The 16,837-nt window shown below is 64.0% G+C and carries 16 protein-coding genes; 5 read left to right on the top strand and 11 right to left on the bottom strand.

The genetic code is table 11. From position 1 onward, the window contains the following. Positions 1-2,075, bottom strand: a 2,075-nt coding sequence (locus BA190_RS33315) for a sodium-translocating pyrophosphatase (RefSeq protein ID WP_068298930.1), incomplete at its 3' end; no start/stop codon positions are given. A gap of 408 nt (positions 2,076-2,483) precedes the next feature. Here BA190_RS33315 and BA190_RS33310 point away from each other — a divergent pair. Next, positions 2,484-4,031 carry an esterase-like activity of phytase family protein gene (locus BA190_RS33310; RefSeq protein ID WP_082980225.1) on the top strand — a complete coding sequence of 516 codons (1,548 nt, stop codon included), beginning with the start codon at positions 2,484-2,486 and terminating at the stop codon, positions 4,029-4,031. A gap of 256 nt (positions 4,032-4,287) precedes the next feature. Here the strand turns inward: BA190_RS33310 and thiL are convergent, their stop codons facing one another. The 9 genes from thiL to BA190_RS33265 form a co-directional block, all read right to left on the bottom strand. Beyond that, entirely contained in the window at positions 4,288-5,274 is a 987-nt protein-coding gene (thiL, locus tag BA190_RS33305) for a thiamine-phosphate kinase (RefSeq protein ID WP_068298919.1), read from the bottom strand. A 14-nt stretch (positions 5,275-5,288) separates the two neighbouring features. Next, a complete protein-coding gene (gene nusB, locus BA190_RS33300; protein WP_068298916.1) occupies positions 5,289-5,750 on the bottom strand; it encodes a transcription antitermination factor NusB in 462 nt (153 codons plus the stop codon). Then, entirely contained in the window at positions 5,747-6,274 is a 528-nt protein-coding gene (locus tag BA190_RS33295; RefSeq protein WP_082980224.1) for a 6,7-dimethyl-8-ribityllumazine synthase, read from the bottom strand. Before BA190_RS33295 ends, nusB begins: the two co-directional genes overlap by 4 nt. 152 nt (positions 6,275-6,426) lie before the next feature. Beyond that, a complete protein-coding gene (locus BA190_RS33290) occupies positions 6,427-7,062 on the bottom strand; it encodes a riboflavin synthase (protein WP_068298913.1) in 636 nt (211 codons plus the stop codon). Positions 7,063-7,072: 10 nt separating this feature from the next. Continuing rightward, entirely contained in the window at positions 7,073-8,212 is a 1,140-nt protein-coding gene (ribD, locus tag BA190_RS33285; protein WP_068298921.1) for a bifunctional diaminohydroxyphosphoribosylaminopyrimidine deaminase/5-amino-6-(5-phosphoribosylamino)uracil reductase RibD, read from the bottom strand. A gap of 119 nt (positions 8,213-8,331) precedes the next feature. Further along, entirely contained in the window at positions 8,332-8,808 is a 477-nt protein-coding gene (gene nrdR / locus BA190_RS33280; protein WP_068298911.1) for a transcriptional regulator NrdR, read from the bottom strand. Positions 8,809-8,951: 143 nt separating this feature from the next. After that, positions 8,952-10,247, bottom strand: coding sequence for a serine hydroxymethyltransferase (gene glyA / locus BA190_RS33275; RefSeq protein ID WP_068298909.1), 1,296 nt, complete (start codon positions 10,245-10,247; stop codon positions 8,952-8,954). A gap of 179 nt (positions 10,248-10,426) precedes the next feature. Beyond that, a complete protein-coding gene (locus BA190_RS33270; RefSeq protein ID WP_068298907.1) occupies positions 10,427-11,671 on the bottom strand; it encodes a murein L,D-transpeptidase in 1,245 nt (414 codons plus the stop codon). Between the two features lie 291 nt (positions 11,672-11,962). Next, positions 11,963-12,370 (bottom strand): DUF6163 family protein, encoded by a 408-nt coding sequence (locus BA190_RS33265; RefSeq protein ID WP_068298904.1) that lies wholly within the window; start codon positions 12,368-12,370, stop codon positions 11,963-11,965. A gap of 249 nt (positions 12,371-12,619) precedes the next feature. On the opposite strand from BA190_RS33265, the gene hemB reads away from it, so the two are divergent. Further along, on the top strand, positions 12,620-13,657 hold the full coding sequence (gene hemB, locus BA190_RS33260) for a porphobilinogen synthase (RefSeq protein ID WP_068298902.1): 1,038 nt from the start codon (positions 12,620-12,622) through the stop codon (positions 13,655-13,657). 8 nt (positions 13,658-13,665) lie between these two features. Here the strand turns inward: hemB and BA190_RS33255 are convergent, their stop codons facing one another. Further along, positions 13,666-13,947, bottom strand: a complete 282-nt coding sequence (locus BA190_RS33255; RefSeq protein WP_068298899.1) for a SelT/SelW/SelH family protein — start codon at positions 13,945-13,947, stop codon at positions 13,666-13,668. Between the two features lie 195 nt (positions 13,948-14,142). Here BA190_RS33255 and BA190_RS33250 point away from each other — a divergent pair, with 195 nt between their 5' ends. The 3 genes from BA190_RS33250 to BA190_RS33240 all read left to right on the top strand — a co-directional run. Next, positions 14,143-15,480 (top strand): branched-chain amino acid ABC transporter permease, encoded by a 1,338-nt coding sequence (locus BA190_RS33250; protein ID WP_068298896.1) that lies wholly within the window; start codon positions 14,143-14,145, stop codon positions 15,478-15,480. Positions 15,481-15,595: 115 nt separating this feature from the next. After that, positions 15,596-16,345, top strand: a complete 750-nt coding sequence (locus tag BA190_RS33245; RefSeq protein ID WP_068298891.1) for an arginyltransferase — start codon at positions 15,596-15,598, stop codon at positions 16,343-16,345. A 245-nt stretch (positions 16,346-16,590) separates the two neighbouring features. Further along, the coding region (locus tag BA190_RS33240; protein WP_068298888.1) for a GCG_CRPN prefix-to-repeats domain-containing protein at positions 16,591-16,837 on the top strand (247 nt) is incomplete at its 3' end.

The raw sequence follows: 16,837 nt of genomic DNA, 5'->3' as shown, positions 1-16,837 counted from the left end.
CCCGCCGTATCCTTGTAGGGATCGCCGACCGTATCGCCGGTCACCGAGGCCTTGTGGGCTTCCGAGCCCTTGAGGTGCTTGGTGCCGTTGGCATCGATGAAGCCGTCCTCGAAGGACTTCTTGGCATTGTCCCAGGCCCCGCCGCCCGCCGTCATCGAAATGGCGACGAAGAGGCCGGTGACGATCACGCCGAGCAGCATGGCGCCCACGGCGGCAAAGGCATCGGACTTCGAGCCGGTGATCCACAGCACCAGGAAATAGATCACGATCGGCGACAGCACCGGCAGCAGCGAGGGGATCAGCATCTCCTTGATGGCAGCCCGGGTCAGCAGGTCCACCGCCTTGCCATAGTCAGGCTTGTCGGTGCCCTGCATGATGCCGGGCTTCTCGCGGAACTGGCGCCGGACTTCCTCGACGATGGCGGAGGCCGCCTTGCCCACGGCGGTCATGGCGATGCCGCCGAAGAGATAGGGGATGAGACCACCGAGCAGCAGGCCGACCACCACGAAGGGATTGGCCAGCGAGAAGTTCGGCTGCACCCCGGCGAAATAGGGATACTGCGCCGAATTCGAGGCGAAATAGGTCAGATCCGAGGTATAGGCGGCGAACAGCACCAGGGCACCGAGGCCGGCAGAGCCGATGGCATAGCCCTTGGTGACGGCCTTGGTGGTGTTGCCGACGGCGTCGAGCGCGTCCGTCGACTTGCGGACTTCCTTGGGCAGGCCGGCCATTTCGGCGATGCCGCCGGCATTGTCGGTGACCGGACCGAAGGCGTCGAGCGCCACCACCATGCCGGCAAGGCCGAGCATGGTCGTCACCGCGATCGCCGTGCCGAAAAGGCCCGCCAGCGTGTAGGTGGCGACGATACCGGCGACGATCACGATGGTAGGCAGCGCCGTCGCTTCCAGCGAGACCGCGAGGCCCTGGATGACGTTGGTGCCGTGACCGGTGACGGAGGCCTGCGAGATCTCGCGCACCGGCCGATAGCCGATGCCCGTATAATATTCGGTGATCCAGACGATCAGGCCCGTCACCACCAGGCCGACGATACCGCAGGCGAACAGGGCGGTACCGGTGACGTCATGTCCGCCGATGGTGCCGATGGAGCCCCAGCCGATGAGGAAATGCGTGGCGACGGCCAGGCCTGCCACCGAGAGGACGGCCGAAGCGATGAAGCCCTTGTAGAGCGCACCCATGATCGACTGGTTGGCGCCCAGCTTGACGAAGAAGGTGCCGATGATCGAGGTGACGATGCAGGCAGCCCCGATGCCGAGCGGATAGAGCAGCACGTTGGAGAGTACCGGCGTGCCGGCGAACAGGATCGCCGCCAGCACCATGGTGGCGACCACGGTGACCGCATAGGTCTCGAACAGGTCGGCGGCCATGCCGGCGCAATCGCCGACATTGTCGCCGACATTGTCGGCGATGGTGGCGGGGTTGCGCGGATCGTCCTCGGGAATGCCGGCCTCGACCTTGCCGACGAGATCGCCGCCGACGTCGGCCCCCTTGGTGAAGATGCCGCCGCCCAGACGGGCGAAGATCGAGATCAGCGAGGCGCCGAAGCCGAGAGCCACCAGCGAATCGATGATCTCGCGCGCCTGCTTGGGATCAGCGAAAGAGAGCTGCATCGGCCCGGTCAGCACGTAGTAGTAGACTGAGACACCCAGCAAGGCGAGACCGGCCACCAGCATGCCGGTGACCGCACCGGCTTTGAAGGCGACTTCAAGCCCCTGCCCCAGCGAATTCATCGCGGCCTGTGCGGTGCGGACATTGGCCCTCACCGACATGTTCATGCCGATGAAGCCTGCAAGGCCCGAGAGCACGGCGCCGATCAGGAAGCCAATGGCACTCGGGATCGAAAGGAAATAGGCGACCAGGGCAAAGATGATGATGCCGACACCGGAAATGGTGACGTATTGGCGCCTGAGGTAAGCCTGCGCGCCTTCGCGCACGTAACCGGCGATTTCCTGCATCCGGGCGTTGCCGGCTGGCTGCGCCATCACCGACTGGAATGCCCAGATTCCGTAAACGAGGGAAAGCGCCCCGCACGCAATAATGACCCACAGAGAAAGCATGGACTAAGTTTTCCTTGTTCCTTACTCGCACAAGCCACAGAACAAATCGCACAAACGAACGACCCCTGCCCTTCGCATCGAAGGTCAGGATATTGCAGGTGCGGCGAATCCTCCCCCGGAGCCGTTTGAATGTCCGGATTGCCGCGATGCTGCCAAAATCGCACGGGCAGCGCAACCGACGCCGTGCGTTCGCGGCAAGTTCTTTCGAAGATCCTCTTGGTGCGTCACCCCCCGGAAAACTGTCACGCCTCTGTCATCGGCTCTTGCCAAGGAAGTCCACGCTGAAGCGTTTCGCAATTCGGCCATATTGCCGAAAGTTGCGAAGACACGTCGAAACAACAATGACCGGGAGCAAAGACGCGTTTTCGCTGAGGCGCGTCTGTGTTCTGGCCACCGAGCGAGATTTCCATGCGCCTTCTTCGCACCATCCTTCTCACCACCCTCTCGGTTCTGCCGACGCTGGCAATGGCCGAGCCCCTGGCCATCAAGGAGCCTTTCGTTTCTTCCGCCCCGGGCGAAGAGAAGATCGATTTCGCCGGTGGCAGCTTCGTCAACCACGGCCTGGTCGGCGTCGGCCGGCTGAGCGCCGACCTCAAGGACGAGAAGGGCGATACGCTCGGCTCCTTTTCCTCCATGGCGATCGATCCCAAGAGCTGGAGCAAGACTGCCACGGGCTACAAGGGCCAGCTCCGCTCCCTGCCGGATCGCGGCTACAACAATCCCGACAAGGGCCTGTTCTTCGACTATCAGGGCCGTGTCCTCGCCTTCGACTTCACCTTCACGCCCTATTCCGGTCCTGCCTTACCCACAGCCGTGACCTCGCAGTCGCAGATCGACTTGAAGCCGCTCGACGGCAAGGGCGTCTTCCTCACCGGCCTCGACGGCAGGCCGACGACGGGTGCCGATCCCGCCGACAACACCGTGGAGATGAACGGCTATACTCTGCCCGTGCCGCCGGCTGGTGCGCTCGGCGCGGGCTCTCTCTCCTTCGATGCCGAGTCGATCGCCTATCGCGCCGATGGCAGCTTCTATGTCGGCGACGAATATGCCGCTGCCGTCTATCTGTTCGGCGCCGATGGCAAGCTGAAGGGCCTGATCCCGCCCGGCCCAGCTCTCGCTCCCATCAAGAAGGGCAAGGTCAACTTCACCTCGATGGAAGCGCCCGACACAGGTCGGCGCAACAATCAGGGCCTGGAAGCCATCTCGCTGACGCCGGATGGCAAGACGCTCTACGCCGTGCTGCAGAGCGGCACGCTGCAGGACAGCTCCGCCGGCAAGAACCAGGCGAACCGCGCCACCACGCGCATCTATGTCTATGACGTCGCCTCGGACCCGCTGCCTAAGACCCCCAAGGCCGTCTATGCGATCGAACTGCCGGTCTATTCCAAAAAAGGCGACGGCAAGATCGACAGCACGGCCGCGCAGAGCGAGATGGTGGCGCTCGACGACCACCGCTTCCTCCTGCTCGCCCGTGATGGCGCCGGCCATGGCTGCGACTGCAAGAATCCGGAGATGTTCAAGGCCATCCTAGTGGTCGACACCTCAGGCGCCACCAACCTGGCGGGCACGGACTATGAGACCGGCACCAAGCCGATCGCACCCGCCAAGGACGAGCGCAACGTCCTCGACCCAGCCATCACCCCGGCCCGTTCGCAGGTGCTGGTCAACCTCTTGAATGCCACCCAGCTCGGCAAGTTCGGCCTCAACATCGACAATGCCAAGGCCAACGATCTGACCCTGTCGGAAAAGTGGGAGGCCATGACGCTGATGCCGGCCCTCGATCCGGCCGCGCCCAACGATACCTTCCTGTTCGTCGGCAACGACAACGACTTTCTCACCAGGAAGGGCGTGATGAAGGGGCAGAGCTACGACGCCGGCCTCACCAACGATACGCTGGTGCTGGCCTATCGCCTGACGCTGCCCGAAGACCTGGCCAAGGCTTTGGCAGCGAAGTAGAAGCGGCAGCCGAAGCGTCTGCGCGCAAAGCGGAAAGCCAACAAAGTAAGGTGTGACAAGCCTTCTCCCCCTGCGGGAGAAGGTGGACCGGCGGAGCCGGGACGGATGAGGGGTGCTGGCGAAATGCTTAGACGGATGCGTTTCTCCCCTCATCCGCCCCCAAGTCTTTTGCTTGAACGCGAGGTCCTGGAAGGACCTCGCTACGGCACCTTCTCCCACAAGGGGAGTAAGGGGAACACGCCTTCTCCTGCCTTGCTCAAAAATGACTGAAACTGCCGCGGGCGAACTGGACGTCGTTGCCCTCATCGTCAAGCCATCTCGGAGCATGATGACCTAGTGTCACCGTGCCGATTGGGCTGACCGTGACCCCGCAATTCTGTGCCGCGTTTTCGAAGGCGATACGCTGCCCGGAGGGTACGGCACAGAGAAGTTCGTAGTCATCCCCTCCCGTGAGCGCCGTTTCCAGCAATATCGCGTCAAGCTTGCAGGCTGCCTGCGCGGCCGGTGAAAGCGGCACGGCATCGCGTTCGATATCGGCTGACGCACCGGAAGCCCGCAGCAGCTTGGCGAGATCGCCGACGAGGCCATCCGAAATATCCATCGAGGCCGAGGCATGGGCGAGCACAGCCGGCGCCAGGGCCGTACGCGGCTGCGGCAGGAGGTAGCGCCTGGCCAGGTAGTCGCGTTCCACCTCCGCAAGCCCGGCCAAGGCGTCCGCCCCGCGGCGCGCCAGCAGCCCCAACGCTCCGTCACCGATGGAGCCGCTGACATAAAGGATGTCGCCCAGCTGCGCGCCGTCCCGGCGCGGAATACGGTCGGAGGGCACCAGGCCGAAGGCGTTGACGGCGATGGTCAGCGGCCCCGTGGTCTTGACGGTGTCGCCGCCCAGCAAAGCGAAGTCGAATTCCTTGCCGTCGACCGCCAGGCCCTCGGCGAAACGCTGCAGCCAGTCCTCGCGCCAGCCCGGCGGCAAGGCCAGGCAGAGCGTATAGGCATGCGGCTGCGCGCCCTTGGCGGCAAGGTCAGACAGGTTCACGCGCAAGGCTTTGCGCGCGATGAGATCGGGGTCGTCGTCGGCGAGAAAGTGAATGTCAGCGACCAGCGCATCGGTGGTCACCACCAGATGCGCTCCAGGCGGCACGCTCAGCGTCGCAGCGTCATCCGTCAGCCCGCGCGCCCCGGGATGGTTTGCGAGCGGAGCGAAGAAACGGCTGATCAACTGATCTTCGGTGAGCCGCGCCATGCGAGGACTGATGCTCAGGAAGCCTGGAGATGGTCGTTTCGTTCGGCCTTGGCGATCTTGTCGAGCACGGCATTGACCATACCGGCTTCCTCGCGGTCGAGGAAGGCATGCGCGACGCTGACATATTCGGAGATCGTCACCTTCGGCGGGATGTCCTGGCGATGCAGCAATTCATAGACGCCGGCACGCAGGATGGCACGCAGAATGGCATCTACCCGCTTGAGCGGCCAGCCATCGGCCAGCGCCTGGTCGACCTTGGGATCGATGCTGCGCTGCTCGCGCACGACCCCGCCGACGATGTCGCGGAAGAAGCTCTCCTCGGCCGGCGAATATTCGACACCGTCGATTTCCTGGCCGATCCAGTGGTTCTCGAATTCTGCCAGCACCTCGACGACATTGGTGCCGCGGATGTCCATCTGGTAGAGCGCCTGCACGCTGGCGAGGCGCGCAGCGGAACGTTTCTGGGCCCGGCTCATGCCTCGACCCCATGCAGGCGACGTTTCAGGGCAACCATGTGCAGGGCGGCATCGGCCGCGCCGCCACCCTTGTTCATTTCCGAAATGCTGGCGCGAACCCGAGCCTGCTCGTCATTCTCGACGGTGAGGATGCCGTTGCCGAGCGGCAAAGCGCGCTGCACGGAGATGTCCATCAGGGCGCGCGAACTCTCGCCGGCGACGATGTCGTAATGGGTGGTCTCGCCACGGATCACGCAGCCCAGGGCGATCGCCGCGTCATAGGCACGGCCGCGCTGCACGGCGGCGTCGAGTGCCATCACGATGGCCGAGGGGATCTCGAGGGCACCGGGCACGGTGAGCACGTCGAAGCTGCCGCCGGCGGCCTTGATGGCGCCGGTCGCACCGGTGAGCAGCCCGTCGGCGATCTCTTCGTAATAACGAGCTTCGACGATCAGGATATGCGGCGGCAGGGGACCGCCGAAGCCGGACTCGGTATTTTCGAAGGAAGGAGCGGAGGAACTGGATACACGCCTGGGACCGGCCATGGGAATTCTCGTCTCAGAGGAAAGGCAGGCTCTACACGCGCCGCCTGAATGCTGTTGGATTGACGGCGTTCCTAGAGCATCATGTCGAAAAGGGAAAGCCGGTTTTGAGCAGGAGGGCTGTGACCGCGAAGCATGGCGGCGCGCGGCCTGTCTCAGCCTCCGGCGCGATCACTCCAACGTTCGGTCCCGACAGCCGCCAGCCGCGCGGCATAGCGCGCCATGGTGTCGATCTCGATGTTAACAGTATCGCCCACCTCGGCATTGCCCCAGGTGGTGACGCACAGGGTGTGGGGGATCATCATCACGCCGAAATCCTGCCCCTCGACCTTGTTGACGGTCAACGACGTGCCGTCGAGCGCCAGCGATCCCTTCTGGGCGATGAAACGCGACAGGTCACCAGGTACCCGGAAGGTGAATTGCGAGGTGCCGTCCTGATCCTTGCGATCCAGCACGGTCGCCACCCCGTCGACATGGCCGGAGACGATATGCCCGCCGAGTTCGTCCCCAATCCGGAGCGCCCGCTCGAGATTGAGCTTGTGCCCCACGCGCCAGGAGCCGAGTGTCGTGCGCCCGATCGTCTCGGAAGAAGCATCGACGGTGAACAGCGCGTCGCCACCCGGCCGCAGCGCCAGGCTGGTCATGGTAAAGCAGATGCCGGCCACCGCCATGGAGGCACCCACCGTCATGGTGTCAGCGGGATAGGAGCAGGCGACGGTGATGCGCTTGGCGGAGCCGTGGTCCTCCAGCGCGACGATCTCGCCAATATCGGTGATGATGCCGGTAAACATGGTAGGCCCTTCAATTCCTGCGTTGAATGGTCATGGTATCATGTCCGACCATGCGTGCGGCCAGATTGGGCAATTGCGCGTCGATTTTCGCCTGAAGCTGCGGTGTCAGCGCCATCACGCCCTCCCCGATCGGGTCGGGCGAGGTGAACTGCACGAATTCCTCGACGAGATCGGCCTCGACCAGGCCGGCCGCAAGCCGAGGGCCGGCCTCGACCATGAGGCGCGTGACGCCCCGCGTGCCGAGCAGACGCAAGGCCTCGCCGAGATCGAGGGATGCTCCCTCGCCGGGTGACAAGGCCGAGCAGCCGATCCGCATCACTTCGACACCAGCCTCGACCAGGCCCTGTTCCGGTTCGATCGGCGCATCGGCGCGAGCCATGACCCATACCGGCACCTCGCGAGCCGTCTCGACCAGCCGTGAGGAGAGCGGGAGCCGCAGCCTTGAATCGAAGACGATCCGCACCGGAGACTGGGCAGCCATGCCGGGCAATCGCACGGTGAGCATCGGGTCGTCTTTGAGCACGGTACCGATCCCGACCGCGATCGCATCGCTCTGGGCCCGCATCAGGTGCACATGGGCACTCGCCTCTTCGCCGGTAATGCGAACCGGGCGCCCGCCGGGACCGGCGAGCTTGCCGTCCGCGGAGACCGCGATCTTCACGGTGACCCCGGGCCGGCCGAAGGTCACGCGGGTGATGTGCCCGACATGGGCCTGGAAGGCTTCGTCCGCCAGCACGCCCTCGCGGACCTCCAGACCATAGCGCCGCAACATGTCGAAGCCGCGTCCGCCCACGCGCGGATCGGGATCGCGCAGGGCGCCGACGACACGGGCAATGCCGCCGCGCGCCAGGGCATCGGCGCAGGGGCCGGTGCGCCCGTAATGCGAGCAGGGCTCGAGGGTAACATAGGCCGTGGCACCCTTGGCCAGCGATCCCGCCTCGGCCAGCGCCTGCGTCTCGGCGTGGGGGCGCCCACCCGGCTGCGTCCAGCCCCGGCCGACAATGATATCGGCGTCACCGACCCGCCGGACGATCACGCAGCCGACGGCCGGGTTGGGCCAGGTATTGCCAAGCCCCCGCCGCCCCAGCGCCAGAGCCGCCCGCATGAAGCGTTCGTCGCGCCGCAGGGCATCGATGGCGGAAACAGGCATGGCGAAAGTCACGGGAAAAAATCAAACCGGCAATGGGAGCTCGAAGCAGCAGATAGGCTTGCCGCTTACGTCATGCAAGCACGACACGGCAATGTCGCACCCACATGGACGGGTCGAACTCACTCCTCATCCACCCGCGTCTCGTCCTCGATGCTCAATTCATCCAGAACGGCCGTGAAATCCTTGGCTTCGCTGAAATTGCGATAGACCGAAGCAAAGCGCACATAGGCGACATCGTCGAGGGCCTTGAGCCCTTTCATGACGATCCGGCCGATCTGCTCCGAGGTGATCTCGCTTTCCCCCAGGCTCTCGATCTGCCGAACCAGGCCGTTCACCAGCCGTTCGATACGCTCCTCGTCGACCGGGCGCTTGCGCAGTGCTGTGGTGATGGAGCGCGAAAGCTTGTCGCGATCGAAGGCGACCTTGCGGCCCGAACGCTTGACGACCGTCAATTCGCGCAATTGCACGCGTTCGAAGGTCGTGAACCGACCTCCGCAGTCCGAACAGACGCGGCGGCGGCGGATCGAGGTTCCATCATCGGTGGGGCGGCTGTCCTTCACCTGGGTGTCGGGCGCACCGCAATAGGGGCATTTCATGGATCATTCCTGGGAGTGCGGACATCCGACATGCTTGCATGTCGCGATGCCCGCACTTCCTATACTGCACGCGATAGGTTTCCAAGAAGCGGACGTCGCAACATGCAGGCATGTTGCTGAGATGCCCGCTCTCCCGGCAGCGATCAGTAGATCGGGAAACGGCCCGTCAGCTTGTTGACCTTGGCGCGCACCGCTTCTTCGACCGCGCCATTGTTGTCGGCACCGTTCTTGGACAGGCCTTCCAGTGCCTCGGTGATGAGATCGCCGACCTCCTGGAACTCCTTGACGCCGAAACCGCGCGAGGTGGCGGCGGGAGTGCCGAGACGGATGCCCGAAGTCACCATCGGCTTCTGCGGGTCATAGGGAATGCCGTTCTTGTTGCAGGTGATATGGGCGCGTTCCAGGGCCTTCTCGGCGAAATTGCCGGTCAGGTTCTTGGGGCGCAGATCCACCAGCATCAGGTGGTTGTCGGTGCCGCCCGAGACGATGTCGAAGCCATTGCCCTTGAGGTTGGCGGCCAGGGCGGCGGCGTTCTCGACGACCTGCTTGGCATAGGCCTTGAACTCAGGGCGCAGCGCTTCCCCGAAAGCCACGGCCTTGGCGGCGATGACATGCATCAGCGGTCCGCCCTGCAGGCCCGGGAACACAGCCGAGTTCACCTTCTTGGCGATCTCCTCGTCATTGGTGAGGATGATGCCGCCGCGCGGACCGCGCAGGGTCTTGTGGGTGGTCGAAGTCGCCACATGCGCGTGCGGGAACGGAGAGGGATGCGCATCACCGGCGACCAGGCCGGCGAAATGGGCCATGTCGACGAAGAAATAGGCGCCGACCGCATCGGCGATCTGGCGGAAGCGGGCGAAATCCCAGTGACGGGCATAGCCCGAGCCGCCGGCGATGATCAGCTTGGGCTTGTGCTCATGCGCAAGGCGCTCGACCTCGTCCATGTCGACGCGCTGATCCTCGGGGCGCACATTATAGGGCACCACGTTGAACCAGCGGCCGGACATGTTGACCGCCGAACCATGGGTGAGATGGCCGCCGGCATTGAGATTGAGGCCCATGAAGGTGTCGCCCGGCTTCATCAGCGCCAGGAACACGCCCTGATTGGCCTGGCTGCCGGAATTGGGCTGGACGTTGGCGTAGGCGCAGCCGAACAGCTTCTTGACGCGCTCGATCGCCAGGTTCTCGGCCATGTCGACGAATTCGCAACCACCATAATAGCGGCGGCCCGGATAGCCCTCCGCATATTTGTTGGTCATGATCGAGCCCTGGGCCTCCAGGACTGCCTTGGAGACGATGTTCTCGGAGGCGATCAGCTCGATATGGTCGCGCAGGCGGCCCAATTCGAGGTCGATGGTGCGCGCCAGCTCCGGATCGGCGGAATGCAGATCGGCGGCGAAGAAGCTGTTCGACAGGGCGGCGGAGCGAGCGTCATTCATCGTGGCAGGGCCTCGTTGGAGAAGAGGCAGACGACATAACGGAGTTGCACCGCAAAGTCATGTCTGCAAGCGACCAAAGTTGCGCCATGACTGGAAAGGCAGGCTTGAAACGCAACAGCGCCACAGACGAGGCTGCGGCGCTGTCAATCTCTTTCAGGTCGGAGGGGACGACGCCCCGATCAGCCCTGCTCTTCCTTGGTGACCACGGAGAGCGAGGCGAATCCGTCCTTGTTGTAGATGTCGTCGCGGAACTCGACCAGGCCTTCCGGCGTCGCCCAGGCCGTGATGTAGGCCCAGAACACCGGCACCTTGGCGGTCGGGTTCACCGTCGTCTGGGCGCCCGAACGGATCACTTCATCGATGCGGTCGCGAGTATATTCGGTGCCCTGGAGGATCCAGGCGACCAGCTCACGAACGTCCTGCACACGGGCACAGCCCGAGGAATCGAAGCGGTAGTCCGAGCCGAACACCGACTTGTAGGGCGTATCGTGCATATAGACGCCATACTGGTTGGCGATGTTGATGCGCACCTGGCCGAGCGAATTGCCGAAGCCCGGCTCCTGCCGGAAGCGCATCTTGGTGGCTTCGTCGGTGTTCCAGTTGATCTGCTCGGGCGTGAGCTCCTGGCCCTGCGGATTGAAGATGCGGATATGGTGATCGGCCAGGTAGCTCGGCTCCTTCTGCATCAGAGGGATCAGGTCCTTCTTGATGATGGAGAGCGGCACCGTCCAATAGGGGTTGAAATTTATGTTCTGCACCACGGTCGACAGGATCGGCGAGGGCCGGTCCGGCTTGCCGATCACTGTGGAGTGGCGCTGCTCGACCGCGCCGTTGTTCACCGCTTCCAGCTCGGTCGCCGGAATGTTCATCATGATGTAGCGGTTGCCCAGATTGCCCATCGAGCGCAGGCGCACGATGTTCATCTGCAGCTGCTTGATGCGGACATCGATCGGAATGGCGAGGGCCGCGCGCGAGGTATCGCCGACGACGCCGCTGGACAGGATGCCGTGGCGCGACTGGAAGCGCTTCACCGCACCGTCGAGATAGGAATCGAAGACGGGCGAACCGCCGAGCGACGGCGCCAGATCGCCCGAGGCGATCAGGCGCTGGCGCAGCGAGACGACGTCGGGGCTGCGCGAGCCAAGCTGGAGCCGGCCCTTGCCGGTCACCTGGGGCCAGCCGCCCTGGGCCGCGATTTCACTATATTTCTGCAACGCATTCTGCGTGGCCTGCAAGGTGTAGGCCGAGAAAGTGGGCGAGGAACTGCTGGCCTGCCCGATGGGGCTGGCCACGGAATCGTAGCGTTCCTTCATCTCCATCTGGCCGAGGCCATAATCCTGCGCGGCGGCCGGACGCGCCAAGGCGGTCGCAGCGGCCCCGAGGGCCAAAGTGGAGAGAAAACCACGACGAGAATAGTCAGACATCTTGTTCTAATCCTGCAGCAAAGCCCGCTTGCGCCACGCACCTACCGTACCGGTAATTTCCTGCGGCCGTGAATTAGCCGAGCTCTTTACACGGGAGAGGTAAACGAACCGAGACCAAAATCAGACCTCGTCACCGGCCATTTGCGATCCCGGTATACGAAACTTGCGCAATGCCCTATCGCCAGAAAGCGGCAAAACCGGGACAAATGTGGCAAGGCCCGTCACGATCACCGCCATGTGAGCGCGAATCGCGCTTGCGTGACAAAGTTGCAACAATCCGGTCGCCGACTCTCACGGATGGCGCCGCTCGCGCGAGGCGAGAAAAGCCAGCCCGACATAGAGCAGGATCAGGACGCCGATCGTCGTCATCATCGCATATTGCCGGCCGAAGATCTCAGGACGGAACAGCGAGATGATGAAATAGCTGCCGGAAGCGATCAGCCAGATGACCCCACCCCATGTCGCCGCCATCCACAAGCCGACGGCCGCGACCAGATCGAAGACCGCGAACACGATCACCGCACTCTGGGTGAGCACCGGCATGCCGAGGAAGCGATCCGGATCGGCCTGCCCGATCCCCAGGATCAGGCACCAATGGATGATGCCCTTGGCCATCCACAGCACGGCGACGGCACGCATGAACCACAACAGATAGGCACCGTAGGGCGGGCCGTCGCGGTCAAACTCGATATCGCTCATGTCGTGCCTCGTTGCTGGAGGTCCTTCTAACCGTGCAGGGAGCCGAGGGCAAATCGCCCGGCCGCATGCAGGCGGATCGAAGCCTGGCCGAGGAAGGGAGACGAGGAATGCCTGCCGTCTCGCAGATGCTTCCCGGCTTTTGGCCATCAAGCCCCCGCATTTGCCGCTGCCAGGGTGTGACATGACGGCATGCCTCCACTGCACCGGATGTGATAGAACCTTTCCAAAGTTCATTTCGAAGAGACTGCCATGCCTTCCTCCGTCACCCCGCTCAAGCCCGCCCTCGCCTCCGCCTCGGACCGTCTCGACCTCATCGAGCGCCCGCGCCGCAACCGCAAGAGCGAATGGGCCCGCCGGCTGGTGAAGGAAAATGTGCTCACCACCAATGATCTGATCTGGCCGATCTTCGTGCAGGAAGGCGAGAACCTGAGAAGCCCCGTGGCTGCGATGCCGGGCGTAGACCGGGTCAGCATCGACATTGCGGTCGAGGAGGCACAGCGGGCCGCGGCCCTCGACATCCCCGTGGTGGCGATCTTCCCCTACACGGATCCCTCCTTGCGCGACCCGACCGGGAGCGAGGCCCTGAACGCGCAGAACCTGACCTGCCGGGCCTGCCGCGCCATCAAGGCCAAGGTGCCCGAAATCGGCCTGCTGACCGACGTGGCGCTCGATCCCTACACCTCGCACGGCCATGACGGGCTGCTGGAAGCCGGACGCATCCTCAATGACGAGACCGTCGCCCTGCTGGTGCGCCAGGCCCTGGTCCAGGCCGAATCCGGCTCGGACATCATCGCACCGTCCGACATGATGGACGGCCGCGTCGGTGCCATCCGTGCCGCGCTCGATGCCGCCGGTTTCCTCGATGTGCAGATCATGGCCTATTCGGCCAAGTATGCCTCGGCCTTCTACGGCCCCTTCCGCGAGGCAGTGGGCTCCTCCGGCGCGCTCAAGGGCGACAAGCGCACCTATCAGATGGACTATGCCAATTCGGACGAAGCCGTGCGCGAGGCCGAGCTCGACATCGCCGAGGGCGCCGACATGATCATGGTCAAGCCCGGCCTGCCCTATCTCGACATCGTCGCGCGCCTCAAGCAGAACTTCGGCCGCCCGACCTTCGCCTATCAGGTCTCGGGCGAGTATGCGATGATCATGGCAGCCGCCCAGAATGGCTGGATCGACGGCGAAAAAGCCATGATCGAGAGCCTCACCGCCTTCAAGCGCGCCGGCGCCGACGGCATCCTCACCTATTTCGCCCCGCGGGCTGCCGAATATCTGCGCGGCAAATAGCAGGCCGGCTATCTGTCGATATGGCCGAGATCGCGATCGGGATCGAGCCGGTCGCGCACCAGCTGCTTGAGGGCCTTCACGTCGGGAAAGCCGCCGTCGCGCTTGCGCTCCCAGATCTCCTGCCCCTCATATTCGATACGGAAGGCACCGCCGGTGGCCGGCACCAGCGTGACCTCGCCCAGATCTTCCGAAAAGGTCGAGAGCAGTTCCTGGGCCATCCACGCCGCCCGGAGCAGCCATTGGCATTGCCGACAATAAACGATGGTCACACTGGGCTTGCCGTCACGCATCACGAGTCTCGAAGCAGGAAAGGGATTCGACGATATCCCCACCGCCGCCTCAGGAAAAGCTCGTGTTTGAGCAGCCCCTCATCCCGGACCGCCGGGTTTGCTGTCCGAATCGCGGCGAGGCTGTAATCTGCCTACTGACAGCGCCGATATAAAAATCGGGTCAACTGGTCCGGCGCGACGATTCAGGCGGCACCCTTGATCCATCGTGTCATCGCCTTGCTTCTCGTCACTTTGTGCCTGGCTTCCTGCCGCGACAGCCTCGATCCGCAGGAAATCCGCATCTGCCGGCAGACATTGCCCGCCATTGCGATCGACGCAGATGGACTTACGGTCACTGCCGTTACCTCCGCCTCGCCGCCATTCAAGATCCGTATCGACTATCGGGCGCTGCATCAGGGACGCAGCAGCAATCACAGCGTGTTCTGCGGCTTCGGACCGAGTCTGCCGGATAACCGGCTCATCGAGCTGAGCGCCCTGGCCGCGGATGGCAGAGCCTTTGCTGCCTGGAAGCTTCATATCCTCAAGCGCTATTGGCTCGAACGCCCCGAGGCTGCCCTTGCCGATCCGGGGCCCGGTGAAACCATCGCCGATGTACCCGAGGTCCCCGGCAGCATTGCCTTTCTGGTACAGAGTCTCGGCAATGGGGTGCCGACCACGGCAATGACCATGCTGATCGCGGTGGCCTATGCCCTCGTCTTCGGCCTGGTCCAGCGCATCAACCTGGCCTTCGGGGATTTTGCCACGCTCGGCGGCGTGATGAGCGTCTCGATCATGCTGATGATGCTGGCGCTCGGCTCCCGCTCTCCGGCCCTGGACCTCGTCGTCGTGTTCGCGGCTGCGGTCGGCCTCGTGGTTCTCGCCGGTCATATCGTCGAAAAGCTGGTCTTCGCCCCCCTCGCCTTTCGGCGCGGCCAGACCATCCTGATCGCCACGGTGGCCGTGGCCTCGGTCATGCGCGAGGCGATGCGTGTCGCCCAAGGCCCCAACGACCGCTGGGCACCGCCGATCACCAGTCCCTATCTGCCCGTGCTGCGATCGGGCAATTTCGTCGTCCACATCACCGTCATGCAGATGTCGATCGGTGCGGCCGCGGCCCTCGTCGCCATCGCCGTCGTCATACTGATGCGCCGCAGCGAGCTCGGCCGGCGCTGGCGGGCGATATCGGACGATGCCCTGATGGCCAACCTCGTCGGGATCTCCAGCCGGGGCATGCTGGCCCTGACCTTCGGGCTCGCCTCCGCGCTGGCCGGTTTCGCCGGTTTCATCATGACGGTCTATTATGGCGGAGCCGACGCCTATGGCGGAGCCATGATCGGCCTGAAAGGCCTGGTCGCAGCCGTCATCGGCGGCATCGGTTCGATCGAAGGAGCCTTGCTCGGCGGCCTCGTGCTCGGCCTGTTCGAGGTCGTCTGGCAGGCTTATTTTCCGATCGAACATCGCGATGTGGCCGTGATGATCTTTCTCGTCCTCATGCTGATCTTCCGCCCGGGTGGACTGTTCGGCTTTGCCGACGCCACCCCTCGGCAGGTCTGAGGGCCGGGCTTCAAAAACAATCCCAGGCGCGATAATTTGATCTCGCCCGCCAGCAGGACTCTGGCGAGACGCGGCGCCCGGTGGTAGCCTTCGCCTTCATGCATGGAGAATGGCGTTGAGCATTGAAATACGCGACTCACCGCAATTCTATCTGACCGCGCCATCGCCCTGTCCCTATCTGAAGGGCAAGCAGGAACGCAAAGTGTTCACCCACCTGATCGGTGAACGGGCAGCGCGCCTCAACGACGTGCTCAGCCATGGTGGCTTCCGCCGTTCCCAGACCATCGCCTACCGGCCGGCTTGCGAAAACTGCAAGGCTTGCGTTTCGGTGCGCGTGCCGGTTGCCGACTTCATCAGGACGAAATCTTTCCGCCGCGTGCAGGCCGACAATCGCGACGTCGTTTCGCAGATGCGCACTGCCACGCCGACCTCGGAACAATATTCCACCTTCAGGGCTTACCTCGACCAGCGCCATGCCGATGGCGGCATGGCCGACATGACGGTGCTCGACTATGCGATGATGGTCGAGGACACCCATGTGAACACGCAATTGGTCGAGTACCGTCTGTCCGGCGCCGGCCTGCCGTTGAACCGGCAAGGCGAGGGTCCGCTGATCGGCGTTTCGCTCACCGACGTGCTGGCCGACGGCCTGTCGATGGTCTACTCGTTCTATGAGCCGGCCATGACGGCGCGCAGCGTCGGCACTTTCATGATCCTGGACCATATCGCCCGCACGCAGGCAATGGGGCTGCCCTATCTCTATCTGGGCTACTGGGTCGAGGGGTCGCGCAAGATGGCCTATAAGGGGCGTTTCCTGCCGCAGGAACGGCTCGGCCCCAATGGCTGGGATCGCGTCGAGAAATAAGCATCGGGGCGTCTCGCGATCGGGTGGCTGCGCCGGGAACTCCGTTAAGCGCCGAACCAAGTGGAGGCAGGGCGGCGTCTCCGGCTGGACGCGCTGTGCTCCGGGGCACGACCCGTCATCCCGCCATCATGTTTCTGAACGTCAGATGACCGGGGCGTTCGCGCCGCGTTCAGGCAGAAACTGGCATCGTGTCCTCATTGCTCCTCGAGTTCCCACGAGCTCGAGCCCCCTCAATGAGGTAACCGATGAATCTTCTCGGCAAGACCATGATTGCGGCCTCCTTCGCGCTGACGGGCCTGGCGGCCAGTGTCGGCACGTCCTCGGCCATGAATGTCGCTCCCGCAGCACCGGGCGCCTCGCCGCTGGTCCAGGATGTCCGTTGGGGCTGTGGCCCCGGCTGGCAGCCCAATCGCTGGGGCCGCTGCGTTCCGGTCCGCCGTCCCTACTACGGCTATGGCGGCGGGTATGGCTATGGCGGCGGCTGGGGGCCAC

Source organism: Labrys sp. WJW (assembly GCF_001676615.1).
Lineage (GTDB): Bacteria > Pseudomonadota > Alphaproteobacteria > Rhizobiales > Labraceae > Labrys > Labrys sedimenti.
This window is presented reverse-complemented; position numbering and strand designations above follow the sequence as displayed.